Origin of the sequence: Hymenobacter sp. B81 (assembly GCF_044628455.1) — a bacterium.
GTDB lineage: Bacteria > Bacteroidota > Bacteroidia > Cytophagales > Hymenobacteraceae > Solirubrum.
In genome coordinates, this window is the sequence record NZ_JBIYZW010000003.1 from 579,309 (window position 1) to 594,961 (window position 15,653).

Consider the following 15,653-nt stretch of genomic DNA (forward strand, 5'->3'; position numbering starts at 1 on the left):
CGGCTGTGGCGCCGCGCAATGGACAAGCAACCTACGCATCCCCGGGCGTTTAGCCAAAAGCAACGCCGATTTGTCCAGTTAGCAGGGAAACTCAATGGCAAATATCGCCTGAAACACGAAAGCCCCGCCGCGGGGGCAGGGCTTTCGGAAATCGAGCTGACGGGCAGCTTACTCGGCTACTACGTTTACGCGCAGCTTGTGCTTCACCTCGCGGTGCAGGTCAATCGTGGCGCTGTACTCGCCCACCGAAGCGGGGTCCGAGTCCAGGCTGATGCGCTTGCGGTCCACATCGAAGCCTTTGGCTTTCAGCGCGTCGGCAATCTGCAGCGTGGTTACGCGGCCGAAGATGCGGCCCGATTCGCCCACCTTGGCCGGAACCTCGATGGTCAAATCGCCGATGCGGTCGGCCAGGGCCTGGGCATCGCCTTTGATTTTATCGGCCTTGTGTGCGGCTTGGCGCACGTTCTCGGCTACGATTTTCTTGTTGGTCTTGTCGGCCAGCACTGCAATGCCCTGGGGCAGCAGGTAGTTGCGGCCGTAACCGGGCTTCACACTAACGATGTCGTTCTTGTAGCCCAGACCTTTTACGTCGTCTTTCAGGATTACTTCCATGATTTTCAGAGTATTAGGTATTAGGTATTAGGTATTAGGAATACTGCGGGTGCAACGGTCCAATTACCAACTACCCAATACTGACTACAATTTATTTCAGCTGGTCAGCCACGTAGGGCATGATGGCCAGGTGACGGGCTTTAGCCACGGCCTGGGCCACTTTGCGCTGGAATTTCAGGCTGGTGCCCGTGATGCGGCGGGGCAGAATGCGGCCCTGCTCGTTCACGAACTTCAGCAGGAAGTCCGGGTTTTTGTAGTCGACGTAGCGAATGCCGGCTTTCTTGAAGCGGCAGTACTTGGTGCGCTGCTCCTGCTTGTGGATGCGTTCGTTGGCGAGGCTCATCTTACTGGGCTACGGCTTCGGTTTGCGTATTGGCCTTCTGGCCTTTCAGTTCGCCCTTGCGGCGACGCTCGTTGTAAGCCACGGCGTGCTTGTCGAGGGCCGTGGTCAGGAAGCGGATAACGCGCTCGTCGCGACGGTAAGCCAGTTCCAGCACGTCGATAGCCGTGGTGGGAGCGGTAAATTCCACCAGGTAGTAGTACCCGGTCGATTTTTTCTGAATCGGGTAGGCGAGCTTGCGCAGGCCCCAGTTTTCCGTGTTCAGAAGGTCGGCGCCATTTTCCTTAAGCACCTGCGTGAACTTCTCGATCGTCTCTTGCACCTGCGCGTCGTTCAGAACGGGCGTCAGAATAAAGACGGTCTCATAGTTTCTGTTGTCCATGTTGGAACAGAGATTTGTAAGTGAGACGATGAATGAGCCGGCAAAGGTAAGGGTTTTTCGCGCTGCTGCTGCCGGTAGCCGGTAAATATTTTATACCACGGGGCTGATAAGCGCTTGATTGCCAACCGGCAGGAGCGGCTGGGCGCCGGGCGCCGGAGCGGCAATAGCCGGCCGCAGGGCCGAAATTGCACTGCCGGGGCGCTGGCGCTGCACCCATATATATAAGGTGTCATTCGGGCCTCTTAGAATCATTCTAAGCAGCCCGTATAGGCCAAAAATTAGCAATTCCCGGTTTGTTGTCTGGCTGCCGTGGGCTACATTTGTGGCCCTAAAGCGCCCTGCTTTTACGTTTTCTCAGCACGTTTTGCAATGAGTAGCTACCGACTACGTTCCCTTTCACACTGGCTTCTGGCTCTGTTTCTGACGTTTACTACCGCCGGTCAACTGGCGGCTCAGGAAGCGGCAACCGTGAGCAAAGAGGGTGTGACGCCCGGAGACGCGCCCGCCGCCGCTGCCCCCGCTGCCGCCGGTACCGCCGCCCCCGCTGGTGACGCCGCCGCTATTGCGGCCGGCGACGCCCTGTTCAAAGGCAACTGCGCCCAGTGCCACGCCGTCAAAGACGTAGTGGTAGGCCCGGCCCTGGCCGGCATCGACAAGCGCCGCCCCATGCCCTGGCTGATTAGCTGGGTGAAGAACTCCAGCAAGATGGTGGCTTCGGGCGACGAGTACTCGGTGAAGATCTTCAACGAGTACCAGAAGCAGCAGATGCCCAGCTTCGCCCTGAGCGACGCCGAAATCACCTCCATCTTCGCCTGGGTAAAGGCTGAAGAAAGTAAGGGTGGGGATACGCCTACTCAGACTGATCCGAAGGGTGCCCCCGCTGGTGATACCACCTCGGCCGATTCCGGCGCCGGTCAGTACATGAACGCCGTGCTGATGGTGCTGGTGGTGGTGCTGATCGTGCTGGTGGTGACGCTGGTGATTATCGCCAACATCATGAAGGACGTGCTGCGGGGCCGCAAGGACCTCGACGGCCGTGATGTGGAGCTGCTGGAGCAGAAGACTGACTGGATGGCCATCCTCAAGTCGGGCTGGTTCAAGGGCATCGTGGGCACGCTGTTCGTGCTGGTGATTCTCTACGAATCCATCCAGGGCCTGATGGCCATCGGCCTGACCCAGGGCTACCAGCCCGCCCAACCCATTGCCTTCTCGCACAAGCTGCACGCCGGCGAGCATCAGATCAACTGCGCGTACTGCCACACCTCGGTGTACAAGAGCAAGAACGCCAACATTCCCTCGGCCAACATCTGCATGAACTGCCACTCGCAGATCAAGACGACCTCGCCGGAAATCAAGAAAATCTACCGCGCCGTGCAGCGCCAGCAGCCCATTCAGTGGGTGCGGGTTCACAACCTGCCCGACCTGGCCTACTTCAACCACGCCCAGCACACCCAGGTAGGTGGCATCGAATGCCAGACCTGCCACGGCCCCATCGAGAACATGGACGTGGTGTACCAGTACTCGGCCCTGACCATGGGCTGGTGCATCAACTGCCACCGCGAGACGCCGCTCAACACCAAGGGCAACGGCTACTACGACAACCTGGTGAAACTGCACGACAGCAAAAACGCCGCCGCGCCCTTCACCGTGTCGTCGAACGGCGGCACCGAATGCTCGAAGTGCCACTACTAATAGCTTGATGGGGTCTTGGGAGCTTCTGGTCTGAATACCTGGCAGCTCCCAAGCCCGCTACTGCTGAAACAGAAAAAATACTAGGGCACGGGTGAGGATTGGTCCCGAACAGCCAAGACCCCAAGACCCCAAGTCCCCAAGTCCCCATACAAATGCAAGAGTCGCCTAAGTACTGGAAGGGAATCGAGGAGCTCGAGAACTCGCCGGAGTTTGTGCACAATGCCCTGAGCGAATTCGGTTCGTTCATGCCGGTGAAGGAAAGCCACGCCTCGTCGGATGCCACCGTGGCACCGCGCCGCGACTTTCTGAAGCTCATGGGCTTTGGCCTGGCGGCGGCCACGCTGGCCAGCTGCGAAGCCCCGGTTCGGAAAGCTATTCCGTACCTGAACAAGCCCGAGGAAGTGGATCCGGGCATTGCCAACTTCTACGCTTCCACTTACTTCACCGGCCAGGACTACAACGCCGTGCTGGTGAAAACGCGCGAAGGCCGGCCGATCAAGCTGGAGGGCAACCCCGAGTCGCCCATCACGCGCGGCGGCCTCTCGGCCCGCGCCCAGGCCTCAGTGCTGAGCCTCTACGACTCGGCCCGGCTGAAGGGCTTCAGCAAGGGCGGCAAGGTTGATAATCTCATCGACCGCGACCAGATCGACCAGGAAATCCGCACCAAGCTGGCCTCGGCCGGCCGCATTGCCATCGTCTCGCCGACCATCATCAGCCCGACGACCAAGCGTGCCATCGGCGAGTTCATCGGCCGCTACCCCGGCGCCGAGCACGTGATGTACGACGCGCACTCGAGCTCGGCCCTGCTGCGCGCCAACGGCGGCGTGGTACCCGGTTACGACTTCAGCCAGGCCGCGGTTATCGTGAGCTTCGGCGCCGACTTCCTCGGTACCTGGATTTCGCCCGTCGAGTACGCCCACCAGTACATTCAGAACCGCAAGGTGTCGAGCGACAAGAAGAGCATGTCGCGGCACTTCCAGTTCGAAACCAACATGTCGCTGACCGGCTCCAACGCCGACGTGCGGGTGGCCATCAAGCCCTCGGAGCACGGCGCAGCGGTGCTGGCCCTCTACAACAAAATCGTGGGCGGTGGCGCGGCCCCGGCCCTGAAAAACCCGGCCGCGGCCAAGGCCATCGAAAAGGCCGCTGCTGAGCTGCGCGCCGCCGGCAGCCGCGCCCTGGTGGTGTGCGGCTCCAACGACGTAGCCGAGCAAGCCCTGGTGGCCGCCATCAACGCGGCTCTGGGCAACGCCGGTACGACCATCAACCCAAACGCGCCGTCGATGGTACGCCAGGGCGACGACCAGCGCATGCTGAACCTCGTCAACGCCATGGGCCAGGGCCAGGTGGGCGCCGTGATTTTCTACCACGCCAACCCGGCCTATGACCACCCGATGGCCGCCGAGGTGAAGAAGGCGCTGCAGAGCACCTCGCTGCTGAGCATCTCGCTCAACAGCACCCTCGACGAAACCACCGCCCTGTGCCAGTACCAGTGCCCCGACCACCACTGGATGGAGTCGTGGAACGACTACGAGCCTAAGCGCGGTTTCCTGAGCCTCGCGCAGCCGGTGATTACGCCGCTGTACAAAACCCGCCAGGCGCAGGAAACCCTGCTGAACTGGGCCGGTAACCCCAACAGCTACTACAACTACCTGCGCAGCAGCTGGCGCGGTATCCTGGGCGCAAACTTCCAGGGTGGCTGGGACAAGGCCGTGCACGACGGCGTAGCTACCGGCACGCTGAGCGCTGCGCCGGCCGCGCAGCTGGCCCCGGCCATGTCGGCCGACGCCGCGGCCTCGGCCATTGCCGCGCAGCCCGCCGTGAGTGGCATCGAGCTGATGGTTTACGAGAAAGTAGGCCTGGGCAACGGCTGCGAAGCCAACAACCCCTGGCTGCAGGAGCTGCCCGACCCGGTGTCGAAGGCTACCTGGGGCAACTACATCACGGTGCCGCGCGCCATGGCCGTGGAGCAGAAGTGGGAGCAGGGCGACGTGGTGCGCGTAACCACCGCCAAAGGCAAAATCGTGGAGCTGCCCGTGCTGATTCAGCCGGGTCAGGCCCAGGGCACCATCGGCATCGCGCTGGGCTACGGCCGCGAGAAAGCCGGCCTGGTGGGCAACCAGGTAGGGGAGAACGTATTCCCAATGCTGGTGCTGCGCAACGGCTCGTTGGTGGGCGCTACCACCGTGCAGCTGGCCAAGACCGACGCCAAGCAGGCCATTGCCCAGACGCAGACCCACCACACGGTGATGGACCGCAAGCCGGTAGTGCAGGAAGCTACCCTGGCGGCCTACATCAAGAACCCGAAGGAAGTAACCGAGTACGACAAGATTTCCACGCCCGACGGCCTGGAGAAACCCAGCAAGGTTTCGCTGTGGCAGGACTACGAGTACAAGAACCACCACTGGGGCATGGCCATCGACCTCAACTCGTGCATCGGCTGCGGCTCGTGCGTGATTGGGTGCCAGGTGGAAAACAACGTGGCCGTGGTGGGCAAGCAGGAGGTTATCAACCGCCGCGAGATGCACTGGATGCGTATCGACCGCTACTACAGCTCGGATACGACCAAGGCTGACTTCGCCACCAAGGGCAAGCTCGACACCTACGCGGCGATGGAAGACCCTTCCGACAACCCATCGGTGATTTTCCAGCCCATGCTCTGCCAGCACTGCAACCACGCGCCCTGCGAAACGGTGTGCCCGGTACTGGCTACCACCCACAGCACCGAAGGTCTGAACCAGATGACCTACAACCGCTGCGTGGGTACGCGCTACTGCGCCAACAACTGCCCCTACAAGGTGCGCCGCTTCAACTGGTTCTCGTACTACTCCAACGAGAAGTTCGAAACCGTCAACGGCCACATGTTCACCGATCTGGGCCGCATGGTGCTGAACCCGGATGTGACGGTGCGCGCCCGCGGCGTGATGGAGAAGTGCTCGATGTGCGTGCAGCGCATTCAGCTCGGCAAGCTCGAAGCCAAGAAGGAAAAGCGTCGTCCGAAAGACGGCGAAGTGGTAACGGCCTGCGCCCAGTCCTGCCCCACCCAGGCCATCGTGTTCGGCGACATGCGCGACCCGGAGTCGCGCATTGCCAAGCTGCTGCGCCGCGAAGACGGCGAGCGGGCTTTCCACGCCCTGGATGCCATCAACGTGCAGCCCAACATCACGTACCTGACGAAGATCCGCAACGTCGAAGCCCGCGAGGAGCGCGCCAACGCCTAACCTAGAGACTTAACCGGACGCGGCCCCGCGGGTCGCAACGCCTGCGGGCCGCGTCCTTTACTTTTTTCTAAAACATATGCAGCACGTTTCGCCAGTACGCATACCACTCGTTACGAATGGTAAAACGTACCACGACGTCACCCAGGACGTGTGCCGGCAGGTGGAGGCCAAGCCGAACATCCGCTGGATGGCGGCCCTGGCCGTGGCCCTGTTCTTTCTGGGCATCTTCTTCTACTCGGTGTACCGGACCTTGTGGTACGGCATCGGGGAGTGGGGCCTGAACAAGACGGTGGGCTGGGCCTGGGACATCACCAACTTCGTGTGGTGGGTGGGCATCGGCCACGCCGGCACGCTCATCTCGGCCGTGCTGCTGCTGTTCCGCCAGAAGTGGCGCTCCTCCATCAACCGCGCCGCCGAGGCCATGACCATCTTCGCGGTTATCTGCGCGGCCATGTTCCCGGTACTGCACATGGGCCGTCCGTGGCTGGCTATCTGGGTACTGCCGCTGCAAAATACCTACGGCTCGCTGTGGGCGAACTTCAACTCGCCCTTGCTCTGGGACGTGTTTGCCATTTCGACCTACTTCTCCGTGTCGCTCGTGTTCTGGTACACGGGCCTGGTACCGGACTTCGCCACGATTCGTGACCGGGCCACGGGCCCGATTGCGCGCCGCGCCTACGCCCTGTTGAGCTTCGGCTGGAAGGGCGGGGCCAAGCACTGGTCGCGCTACGAGACCGTGTCCTTGATCCTGGCCGGCGTGTCGACCCCGCTGGTGCTGTCGGTGCACACGATCGTGTCGATGGACTTCGCCACCTCGGTCGTGCCGGGCTGGCACACGACCATCTTCCCGCCCTACTTCGTGGCCGGGGCCATCTTCTCGGGCTTCGCCATGGTGCTGACCCTGATGCTCATCACCCGCGTGGTGTTCCGCCTCGAGGACTACATCACCCTGGAGCACATCGCCCTGATGAACAAGATCATGATGATTACCGGCTCCATCGTGGGCGTGGCCTACATCACGGAGTTCTTCATCGCCTGGTACTCGCAGGTGGAGTTCGAGCAGTACGCCTTCATCAACCGGGCCACGGGCCCCTACTGGTGGGCCTACTGGGCCATGATGACCTGCAACGTGATTTCGCCCCAGCTGGTGTGGATCCGCCGCGTGCGCTACTCCATCCCGGCCACGTTCGTTCTCTCGATCATCGTCAACATCGGCATGTGGTTCGAGCGCTTCGTGATTATCGTCACCTCGCTGCACCGCGACTACATCCCGTCCTCCTGGGCCATGTTCTCGCCCTCCTGGATCGACATCGGCATCTACGTGGGCACCTTGGGCCTGTTCTTCACCCTGTTCCTGCTCTTTGCCAAGTTCTTCCCCGTCATCAACATGGCCGAGGTCAAAACCATCCTCAAGTACGGCGTCGACAACGGCCCCACCTACGGCGGACCCAACCACGGGGCGGGTGCCCACGTGGGTCAGCGCTCGGCTGGTGTTCCTGCCTCTGCTCCAGTAAACTACCACAAGCATGACTAAGCGTTTCGCGCTCGGCATTTTCGAGGACGAGGACGTGCTGCTGCACGCCATTGAGAACATTCGTGCCGCCGGCGTCAAAATCTACGACGTCTTCACGCCCTACCCGATCCACGGTATCGACGACGCCCTGGGTATCGAACGCTCCCGCCTGCCCATCGCCGCGTTTTTCTACGGCCTGTGCGGATTGTCGTTTGCCCTCTGGCTGCAGATCTACACCCTGGGTTTCGACTGGCCGATGATCATTGGCGGCAAGCCCCACATTGCCCTACCCGCCTTCATCCCGGTTTCCTTCGAGTTGACGGTGCTGTTCTGCTGCCACGGGATGGTCATCACCTTCTACACCATCAGCGGACTGTATCCGCGCCTGAAAGTGCCCGTCATGGACGTGCGCTCTACTGACGACAAGTTCGTCATGGCCATTGAGCTGAAGGAAGGTTCCGACCTGGGTCAGCTCAGCCAGTTGCTCCGTGCCAACGGCGCATCCGAAGTGAACGAGAAAGAAATGACCAAAGAATAATGACGCCTTTCTTCAAACACGGCGTACGGGCTTCGGCTGTTCTGTTTGCTGCGGTGCTGGCTACGGCTTGCAACGACGCCAACGACCCCGGTCTGGAATATGCGCCGGAGATGTACGAATCCATCCCGTACGATCCGCTGCGGCAGGTTGACGCCAACACGATCAACCCCATGGGCATTAACTCGCGCACGCCGGCTACCGGCACCGTGCCGCGGGGCAAGCTCAGCTACTACAACCACATCGGTAAGGACAGCGTGGCCATTGCTGAGCGCCGCCTGCGCAACCCGCTGGCTTACTCGCGCCAGAACCTGGAAGAAGGCAAGGTGCTCTACACCCGCGCCTGCGCCCACTGCCACGGCGAGCAAGGCGACGGTCAGGGCCTGGTAGGGCAGAAGTTCAAGGGCGTACCCAACTACGCCACGGGGGCCTACGCCACCATGAACGAGGGCCACATCTACCACGTGATTCAGTGGGGCAAGGGCCGCATGATGCCGCACGGCTCGCAGGTCAACCCCGAGGAACGCTGGAAGATTGCCATGTACGTGCGGGTGCTGCAGAAGGGCAAGGGCCCGGACGGCCTGGCCGATATGGTAAACGACCAACTCGAAACGAGTCAGAAAACGAATCAGCAAAACACGGCCCCTTACGGCCAGGCTCAAGCCAACGACATGTCGGAGGAGCCGGGTCAGGGTGAAGCGGCCCGTAACGGCTCGGCGAACTAACTATGGCAACAACGACGCATCATCACGAAACCGCTACGGCTGAGTTTCTGGAGCTGGCACCGTCGGCTCGCCGCCGGTTTACCATGTTCATCATTGCGGGCGTAATCCTGCTGGGCGTGGGCTTGTTTCTGGCCTTCACGGGCATCGGCTCGGGGCACCACGAAGCCGCCGCGGGGGCTCACCACGCCGGCGCCGGCGCCGGCGCCTCGGCCGAGCACCACGGCAGCCCCACCTGGCTCAAGCGCCTGATCGTAAGCCTCTGGCACAGCAACGTGTTCTTCACCGGCATTGCCGCCGTGGGCACGGTGTTCGTTGCCATCAACTACGTAGCCTATGCGGGCTGGTCGGTTATCGTCAAGCGCATTGCCGAGGCCTTCAGCGCCTGGCTGCTGCCCGGCGCCGTTATCATGCTACTGACCTTCGGCGCGGGTTTGATCAACCACGACATCTTCCACTGGACGATGCCGGGCATCACGGACCCCAAGTCGGAAAACTACGACGCGCTCATCGCCGGCAAGTCGGGCTTCCTGAACCTGCCGTTCTACGTGATTCGCATGGTGGTTTACCTGTTCATCTGGTGGTTCTTCTCCGAGCGCCTGCGTAAACTCTCGCTGGAGGAAGATCAACTGGGCGGCACCGGTTTCTGGGACAAGAGCATCAACGTTTCGGCTCTGTTTCTGGTGTTCTACGCCGTGACTTCGTCGATGGCCGCCTGGGACTGGGTGATGTCGATTGACACCCACTGGTTCTCGACCATGTTCGGCTGGTACGTATTCGCCTCGTGGTGGGTATCGGGCATTGCCGCCATCACCCTGTGCGCCATCTACCTCAAGCAAGCCGGTTACCTGCGTTTCCTGAACGCCAACCACCTGCACGACCTGGGCAAGCTGATGTTCGGTTTCAGCATCTTCTGGACCTACGTGTGGTTCTCGCAGTTTATGCTGATCTGGTACGCCAACCTGCCCGAGGAAGCCGTGTACTTCAACCAGCGCTTGGGTGGGTTCGACGGCAAGTACACCTGGCTGTTCTTCTTCAACCTGATCATCAACTTCGTCTTCCCCTTCCTGGTGCTGATGACCCGCGACGCCAAGCGGCAGATGATCATGCTTAAGCTGGTGACCATCGGAATTCTCATCGGCCACTGGTTCGACTTCTACCTGATGATCATGCCCGGAACGATGAAGGCTGACAGCGGGTTTATGATCGAGATTGGCGTGGCCCTGATTTTCCTGGGCGCCTGGCTGACGCTGATGACCCGCCGCCTTTCGCAAGCTTCGCTCATTCCGGTGAACCACCCGTTCGTGGAGGAGAGCATGCACCATACCACCTGATTTTTAGAACTGAGATAGTAGAGCTTAGAATGGCGAGCCGCAGTGGTTCCTTTTCCCGGCTCTCAGCTCTAAGTTCTCGCTTCTAACTTCTCCCTCATGATTGCTCTCGGTATTCTCTTGGCGCTGGTGCTGCTGCTGGTCGTGTTCGGCCTGTTGTTCCGGCTCCAGGTTCTGACCTCCATTTTCTCGGGCAGCTACTCGCGCGAAATCGGCCTTAGCAACCGGGTGAATGCCATCCTGATGCTGGTGTTCCTGATTGTGGGTGGTGCCGCCTTCGCGTACTCCTTCGTCGACAACTGGGACAAGATGAACCCGCCCATTGCCTCGGTGCACGGTGCGTTCCTCGACCGCATGTTCTGGACCACCATGCTGATCATCGGCATCGTGTTCGTCATCACCCAGGTGGCCCTGTTCGTGTACTCCTACAAGTACCAGTACCGCGAAGGCCGCCGGGCGTTTTTCTTCTCGCACAACAACAAGATCGAAATCATCTGGACCGTCATTCCGGCCATCGTGATGTCGGGTCTGATCTTCGGCGGCTGGAAGCAGTGGACCAACATCACCGGTCCGGCTCCCAAAGAGTCCATCGTGCTGGAAGTGGTGGCCAAGCAGTTCAACTGGCTGGTGCGCTACCCCGGTCGCGACCAGAAGCTGGGCGACGTAAACTTCCGCCTGATTGACGCCACCAACGAGCTGGGCATGGACTTCACCGACCAGAAGAACATGGATGACTTCACCGCCGGTGAAATCCACGTTCCCAAGGGCCACCCCGTGCTGCTGAAAATTCGCTCGCGCGATGTGCTGCACGCCGTGTACATGCCGCACTTCCGGGTGCAGATGTACGCCGTGCCGGGCATGCCCACCAAATTCTGGTTTACGCCCACCAAGACGACCGACGAAATGCGGGCCGAAACGGGCAACCCGAACTTCAACTACGAGCTGGCCTGCAACCAGATCTGCGGCCGCGGCCACTTCGCCATGAAGCTCAACATCATTGTGGATGAGCCCGACGACTACGTAGCCTGGTACGGCCAGCAGAAAGCCTTTGTGGAGCAAAACCCCGATGTGCTGACCGACCTGAAACAGAAACAGATGGAAGCGGTTAAGGGAGCATCGGCAGCTACGTCTGCTTCGGCTGTTCCGGCCGCTCCGGCTGCGCCGGCACCCGCAGAAGCCAAGGCTTCGCTGTAACGAGTAACTACTAAAGCAAGCTTTTCTGATGGCTGCTACGAATATTCCGACGAACGCACATGCGCAGGAAGCTCCGCACGTGCAGCATCACGCCACCGGCGACCACCACGACGAGCACGAACACGAGCACCACGACCAGCATTGGCTGTTCCAGTACGTGTTCAGCACCGACCACAAGACGATTGCCAAGCAGTTCCTGATTTCGGGGATTTTCTGGGCTTTCATCGGCGCTACGCTCTCCACCATCTTCCGCCTGCAACTGGGCTGGCCCGAGGCTACCATGGAGTGGCTGGAGCCGGTGCTGGGCCGCTGGGTGGAAGGCGGCAAGCTCAACGCCGAGTTCTATTTGGCCCTGGTGACCATGCACGGCACCATCATGGTGTTCTTCGTGCTCACCGCCGGCCTCTCGGGTACCTTCTCCAACCTGCTGATTCCCCTGCAGATTGGCGCCCGCGACATGGCTTCGGGCTTCCTGAACATGCTCTCGTACTGGTTCTTCTTCCTGTCGAGCGTTATCATGTTCCTGTCGCTGTTCCTCGAAACCGGCCCCGCTTCGGCTGGCTGGACGATTTACCCGCCGCTGTCGGCACTGCCGCAGGCCATTCCCGGCTCGGGCATGGGCCAGACGATGTGGCTGGTATCGATGGCGCTATTCATCGTGTCGTCGCTGCTGGGGAGCCTGAACTACATCACGACCATCATCAACCTGCGCACCGCGGGCATGTCGATGTCCAAGCTGCCGCTGACTATCTGGTCGTTTTTCCTGACGGCAATTCTGGGCGTGCTCTCGTTCCCGGTACTGTTCTCGGCCGCCCTGCTGCTGATCTTTGACCGCTCGTTCGGTACCTCGTTCTTCCTCTCCGACATCTACATCGCCGGGGAAGCCCTCAACCACGTGGGCGGCTCGCCCATCCTGTTCCAGCACTTGTTCTGGTTCCTGGGCCACCCCGAGGTGTACATCGTGATCATGCCCGCCATGGGTATCGTGTCGGAAGTAATGGCCACCAACGCCCGCAAGCCCATCTTCGGCTACCGTGCCATGATTGGCTCGCTGCTGGGCATCTCGCTGCTGTCGTTCGTCGTGTGGGCTCACCACATGTTCATCACCGGCATGAACCCCTTCCTCGGCTCGGTGTTCATGTTCCTGACGCTGATCATTGCCGTGCCCTCGGCCGTGAAGACCTTTAACTGGCTGGCAACGCTGTGGCGCGGCAACATCCGCTTCACCACGGCCATGCTGTTTGCCATCGGCTTCGTGTCGCTGTTCATCTCGGGCGGTCTGACGGGCATCATCCTGGGCAACGCCGCGCTGGACATCCAGATGCACAACACCTACTTCGTGGTCGCTCACTTCCACTTGGTAATGGGTTCGTCGGCCTTCTTCGGCATGTTCTGCGGTGTGTACCACTGGTTCCCCAAGATGTTCGGCCGCATGCTCGACGAGAAGCTGGGCTACGTGCACTTCTGGTTGACCCTGCTCTCGGCTTACCTGATCTTCCTGCCGATGCACTACGTTGGTATTGCCGGCTTCCCGCGCCGCTACTACGCCTGGACGGGTTTCGACATGTTCAACCAGTTCGCCGACCTGAACGCGTTCATCTCGCTGGCCGCCATTCTGGCCTTCTTCGCGCAGTTCGTGTTCCTGTTCAACTTTATCTACAGCGCCTTCCGCGGCCGTCGCGCCACCGAAAACCCCTGGCGTTCGACCACGCTGGAGTGGACCACCCCGGTAGACCCCGGCCACGGCAACTGGCCTGGTGCCATCCCGGCCGTGTACCGCTGGCCCTACGACTACAGCAAGCCCGGCGCCGAGCAGGATTTCATCCCGCAGAACGTGCCCTACTCGAAGACGGTGTCCTCGAACCTGCCGTACGAGAAGGAAATGGAATAACCCGGGCCTCCTGGCTCTTCGAAAGGGAAACCCGCTCCGGGTTTCCCTTTCTTTTTGACCCTGCAGCGCGGCTGGCCCCGCTGAACTTCCGCCCTCTGATCTGTTTACCTATTCCGATGACTCAACCTGCTTTTGTGCGCCGCTTCCGCCTCACGGCCACGCTCACGATTGGGGCGGTGTACCTGCTCATTCTGGTGGGCGGCATCGTGCGCAGCACCGGCTCGGGCATGGGCTGCCCCGACTGGCCCAAATGCTTCGGCCAGTGGGTACCCCCCACCGACGTGAGCCAGCTGCCGGCCAACTACAAGGAGATTTACCTGGCCCAGCGCGTAGCCAAAAATCAGCGCGTGGCCGGTACCCTGCAAAAGCTGGGCTTCAGCGAAGTGGCGCGCGAAGTGTTTGCCCACCCCACCCAGTACATCGAAACCGACTTCAACGCCACCAAAACCTGGATTGAATACGTCAACCGGCTGCTGGGTGCGCTCATCGGGCTGTTCATCTTCGCCACGGTGCTGGCTGCCGGGCCCTTTTTGCGCCGCGACCCGCTGGTGTTCTGGGCGGCGCTGGTGAGCTTCATCACCGTGGGCATTCAGGGCTGGCTGGGGTCGTTAGTAGTTTCTACCAACCTGCTGCCCGAGTTGGTAACCATTCACATGGGCCTGGCTCTGGTGCTGGTAGGGCTGTTGATCTGGGCTCTGGTGCGGGCCGACCGTTACGCGGCAGTAGGGGAGGAGCCAGGCGCCCCGGCCCAAACCCCGGCCCCGGCGGTGCGCGGCGGGCTGGGCGGGCTGCTGGTCGGGCTGGTACTGCTCACGTTCGGGCAAATTATCCTGGGTACGCAGGTGCGCGAAGAAATCGACCTGGTGGCCTTTGGGTTGAACTACCTGCAGCGTGAGCAGTGGGTAGAGCAGCTGGGCGGCGCGTTCCTGGTACACCGCAGCTTCTCGGCTTTGCTGCTGCTGGGCAATGCCTACGCCTGCTGGCAGCTGTACCAAACCGGCCACCACGACCTGCGCCGGCTGGCAGTAGCCACCATGCTCGTTATCGGGCTGGAGATTCTGGCGGGCATAGTGCTGGCTTACTGGGCCATGCCGGCGGCCGTGCAGCCCCTGCACCTCACCCTGGGTACCCTGCTGTTCGGGGTGCAGTTTCTGGCGCTGATCCGCTACCGGCAGGCCGTGAAAACGACGCGGTTGGACCGGTATCCGGGCGTTGTTGCGTAACTTCGCGGCCCCTTTCAGAGCCTGGGCTCTGCTTCGCTTGTTTACTGCATTGATGACCAAAGTCAGGGCCTACTTTCAGCTGCTCAAGTTCCGTTTGTCGCTCACGGTGGCTTTTTCGGCGGCCATCGGCTTCATGCTTGGGCAGCGGGAATTCAGCTGGACGCGACACTGGGCCGAGGCCCTGCTGGTGATGCTGGGCGGGCTGCTGGTAACCGGCGCGGCCAACACCATCAACCAGATCTACGAGAAGGACCTCGACAAGCTGATGAAGCGCACGGCCAAGCGTCCCCTGCCCAAGGCCGTGCTGTCGGTGCGCGAAGGCTGGGGGGTCGTGGCGCTGACGGGCGTGGCGGGGCTGCTGCTGCTGGGCTGGTACTTCAACCCGCTCACGGCCGCCCTGGCACTGCTCTCGCTGATTCTCTACGGCTTCATTTACACCCCGCTCAAAACCATTTCGCCCATCTGCGTGGCCGTGGGCGCCATTCCCGGGGCCCTGCCGCCCATGATTGGCTGGGTGGCCGCCACGGGCGTGCTGAGCATCGAAGCCTGGATTCTGTTCGGCATCCAATTCATGTGGCAGTTTCCGCACTTCTGGGCCATTGCCTGGGTTCTGGATGAGGACTACCGCAAAGCCGGTTTTAAGATGCTGCCCGCCCCCGGCGGCCGCGACCTGCGCACCGCTTTCCAGATCATGACCTACACGCTGCTGCTCATTCCGCTGAGCCTGCTGCCCCTGCAGTTCGGCATGACCGGCAAAACTTCGGCGCTGATTGCCGTGGTGTGCGGGGTGCTGTTTCTGATGCAGACGCTGTACCTGATGCGCACCTGCACCAAGAAAGCGGCCATGCGCATCATGTTCGGCTCGTTCCTGTACCTGCCCATCGTGCAGATAGCTTTGGTACTGGACAAACTGTAAGACAGGGGAGGAAATCAAGATGTAACCTACGCTGGGCGTGGCCGGGCAAGCCAATCGGGCTGCCGGTGCACCAGTCCCGGC

Annotated in this window: 13 protein-coding genes; 10 read left to right on the forward strand and 3 right to left on the reverse strand. The window is 61.2% G+C overall.

What is annotated here, in order from left to right:
- Positions 1-168: 168 nt before the first annotated feature.
- The 3 genes from rplI to rpsF form a co-directional block, all read right to left on the reverse strand.
- Positions 169-612, reverse strand: coding sequence for a 50S ribosomal protein L9 (gene rplI / locus ACE191_RS19210; RefSeq protein ID WP_400193864.1), 444 nt, complete (start codon positions 610-612; stop codon positions 169-171).
- 91 nt (positions 613-703) lie between these two features.
- The gene (gene rpsR, locus ACE191_RS19215) at positions 704-955 is read right to left on the reverse strand and encodes a 30S ribosomal protein S18 (RefSeq protein ID WP_151077796.1); all 252 of its coding nucleotides are present in this window, start codon (positions 953-955) and stop codon (positions 704-706) included.
- A 1-nt stretch (position 956) separates the two neighbouring features.
- On the reverse strand, positions 957-1,334 hold the full coding sequence (rpsF, locus tag ACE191_RS19220; RefSeq protein WP_151077795.1) for a 30S ribosomal protein S6: 378 nt from the start codon (positions 1,332-1,334) through the stop codon (positions 957-959).
- A gap of 468 nt (positions 1,335-1,802) precedes the next feature.
- Here rpsF and ACE191_RS19225 point away from each other — a divergent pair, with 468 nt between their 5' ends.
- The 10 genes from ACE191_RS19225 (at position 1,803) to cyoE (ending at position 15,572) form a co-directional block, all read left to right on the forward strand.
- Positions 1,803-3,026, forward strand: coding sequence for a cytochrome c3 family protein (locus tag ACE191_RS19225; protein WP_400193865.1), 1,224 nt, complete (start codon positions 1,803-1,805; stop codon positions 3,024-3,026).
- A 152-nt stretch (positions 3,027-3,178) separates the two neighbouring features.
- Positions 3,179-6,247 (forward strand): TAT-variant-translocated molybdopterin oxidoreductase, encoded by a 3,069-nt coding sequence (locus ACE191_RS19230; protein WP_400193866.1) that lies wholly within the window; start codon positions 3,179-3,181, stop codon positions 6,245-6,247.
- A 76-nt stretch (positions 6,248-6,323) separates the two neighbouring features.
- Positions 6,324-7,781: an NrfD/PsrC family molybdoenzyme membrane anchor subunit gene (nrfD, locus tag ACE191_RS19235; protein ID WP_400193867.1), complete on the forward strand. Its 1,458-nt coding sequence runs from the start codon at positions 6,324-6,326 to the stop codon at positions 7,779-7,781.
- Positions 7,774-8,298, forward strand: a complete 525-nt coding sequence (locus ACE191_RS19240) for a DUF3341 domain-containing protein (protein WP_400193868.1) — start codon at positions 7,774-7,776, stop codon at positions 8,296-8,298. Before nrfD ends, ACE191_RS19240 begins: the two co-directional genes overlap by 8 nt.
- Before the next feature lie 53 nt (positions 8,299-8,351).
- Positions 8,352-9,020: a c-type cytochrome gene (locus tag ACE191_RS19245; RefSeq protein ID WP_400193869.1), complete on the forward strand. Its 669-nt coding sequence runs from the start codon at positions 8,352-8,354 to the stop codon at positions 9,018-9,020.
- A 2-nt stretch (positions 9,021-9,022) separates the two neighbouring features.
- A complete protein-coding gene (locus tag ACE191_RS19250; protein WP_400193870.1) occupies positions 9,023-10,351 on the forward strand; it encodes a quinol:cytochrome C oxidoreductase in 1,329 nt (442 codons plus the stop codon).
- Positions 10,352-10,447: 96 nt separating this feature from the next.
- A complete protein-coding gene (locus ACE191_RS19255) occupies positions 10,448-11,542 on the forward strand; it encodes a cytochrome c oxidase subunit II (RefSeq protein ID WP_400193871.1) in 1,095 nt (364 codons plus the stop codon).
- Positions 11,543-11,570: 28 nt separating this feature from the next.
- Entirely contained in the window at positions 11,571-13,433 is a 1,863-nt protein-coding gene (locus tag ACE191_RS19260) for a cbb3-type cytochrome c oxidase subunit I (protein ID WP_400193872.1), read from the forward strand.
- A gap of 116 nt (positions 13,434-13,549) precedes the next feature.
- Entirely contained in the window at positions 13,550-14,656 is a 1,107-nt protein-coding gene (locus ACE191_RS19265; RefSeq protein WP_400193873.1) for a heme A synthase, read from the forward strand.
- Between the two features lie 52 nt (positions 14,657-14,708).
- Complete coding sequence (cyoE, locus tag ACE191_RS19270; protein WP_400193874.1) at positions 14,709-15,572, forward strand: heme o synthase; 864 nt, start codon at positions 14,709-14,711, stop codon at positions 15,570-15,572.
- The last annotated feature ends 81 nt before the right edge of the window (positions 15,573-15,653 follow it).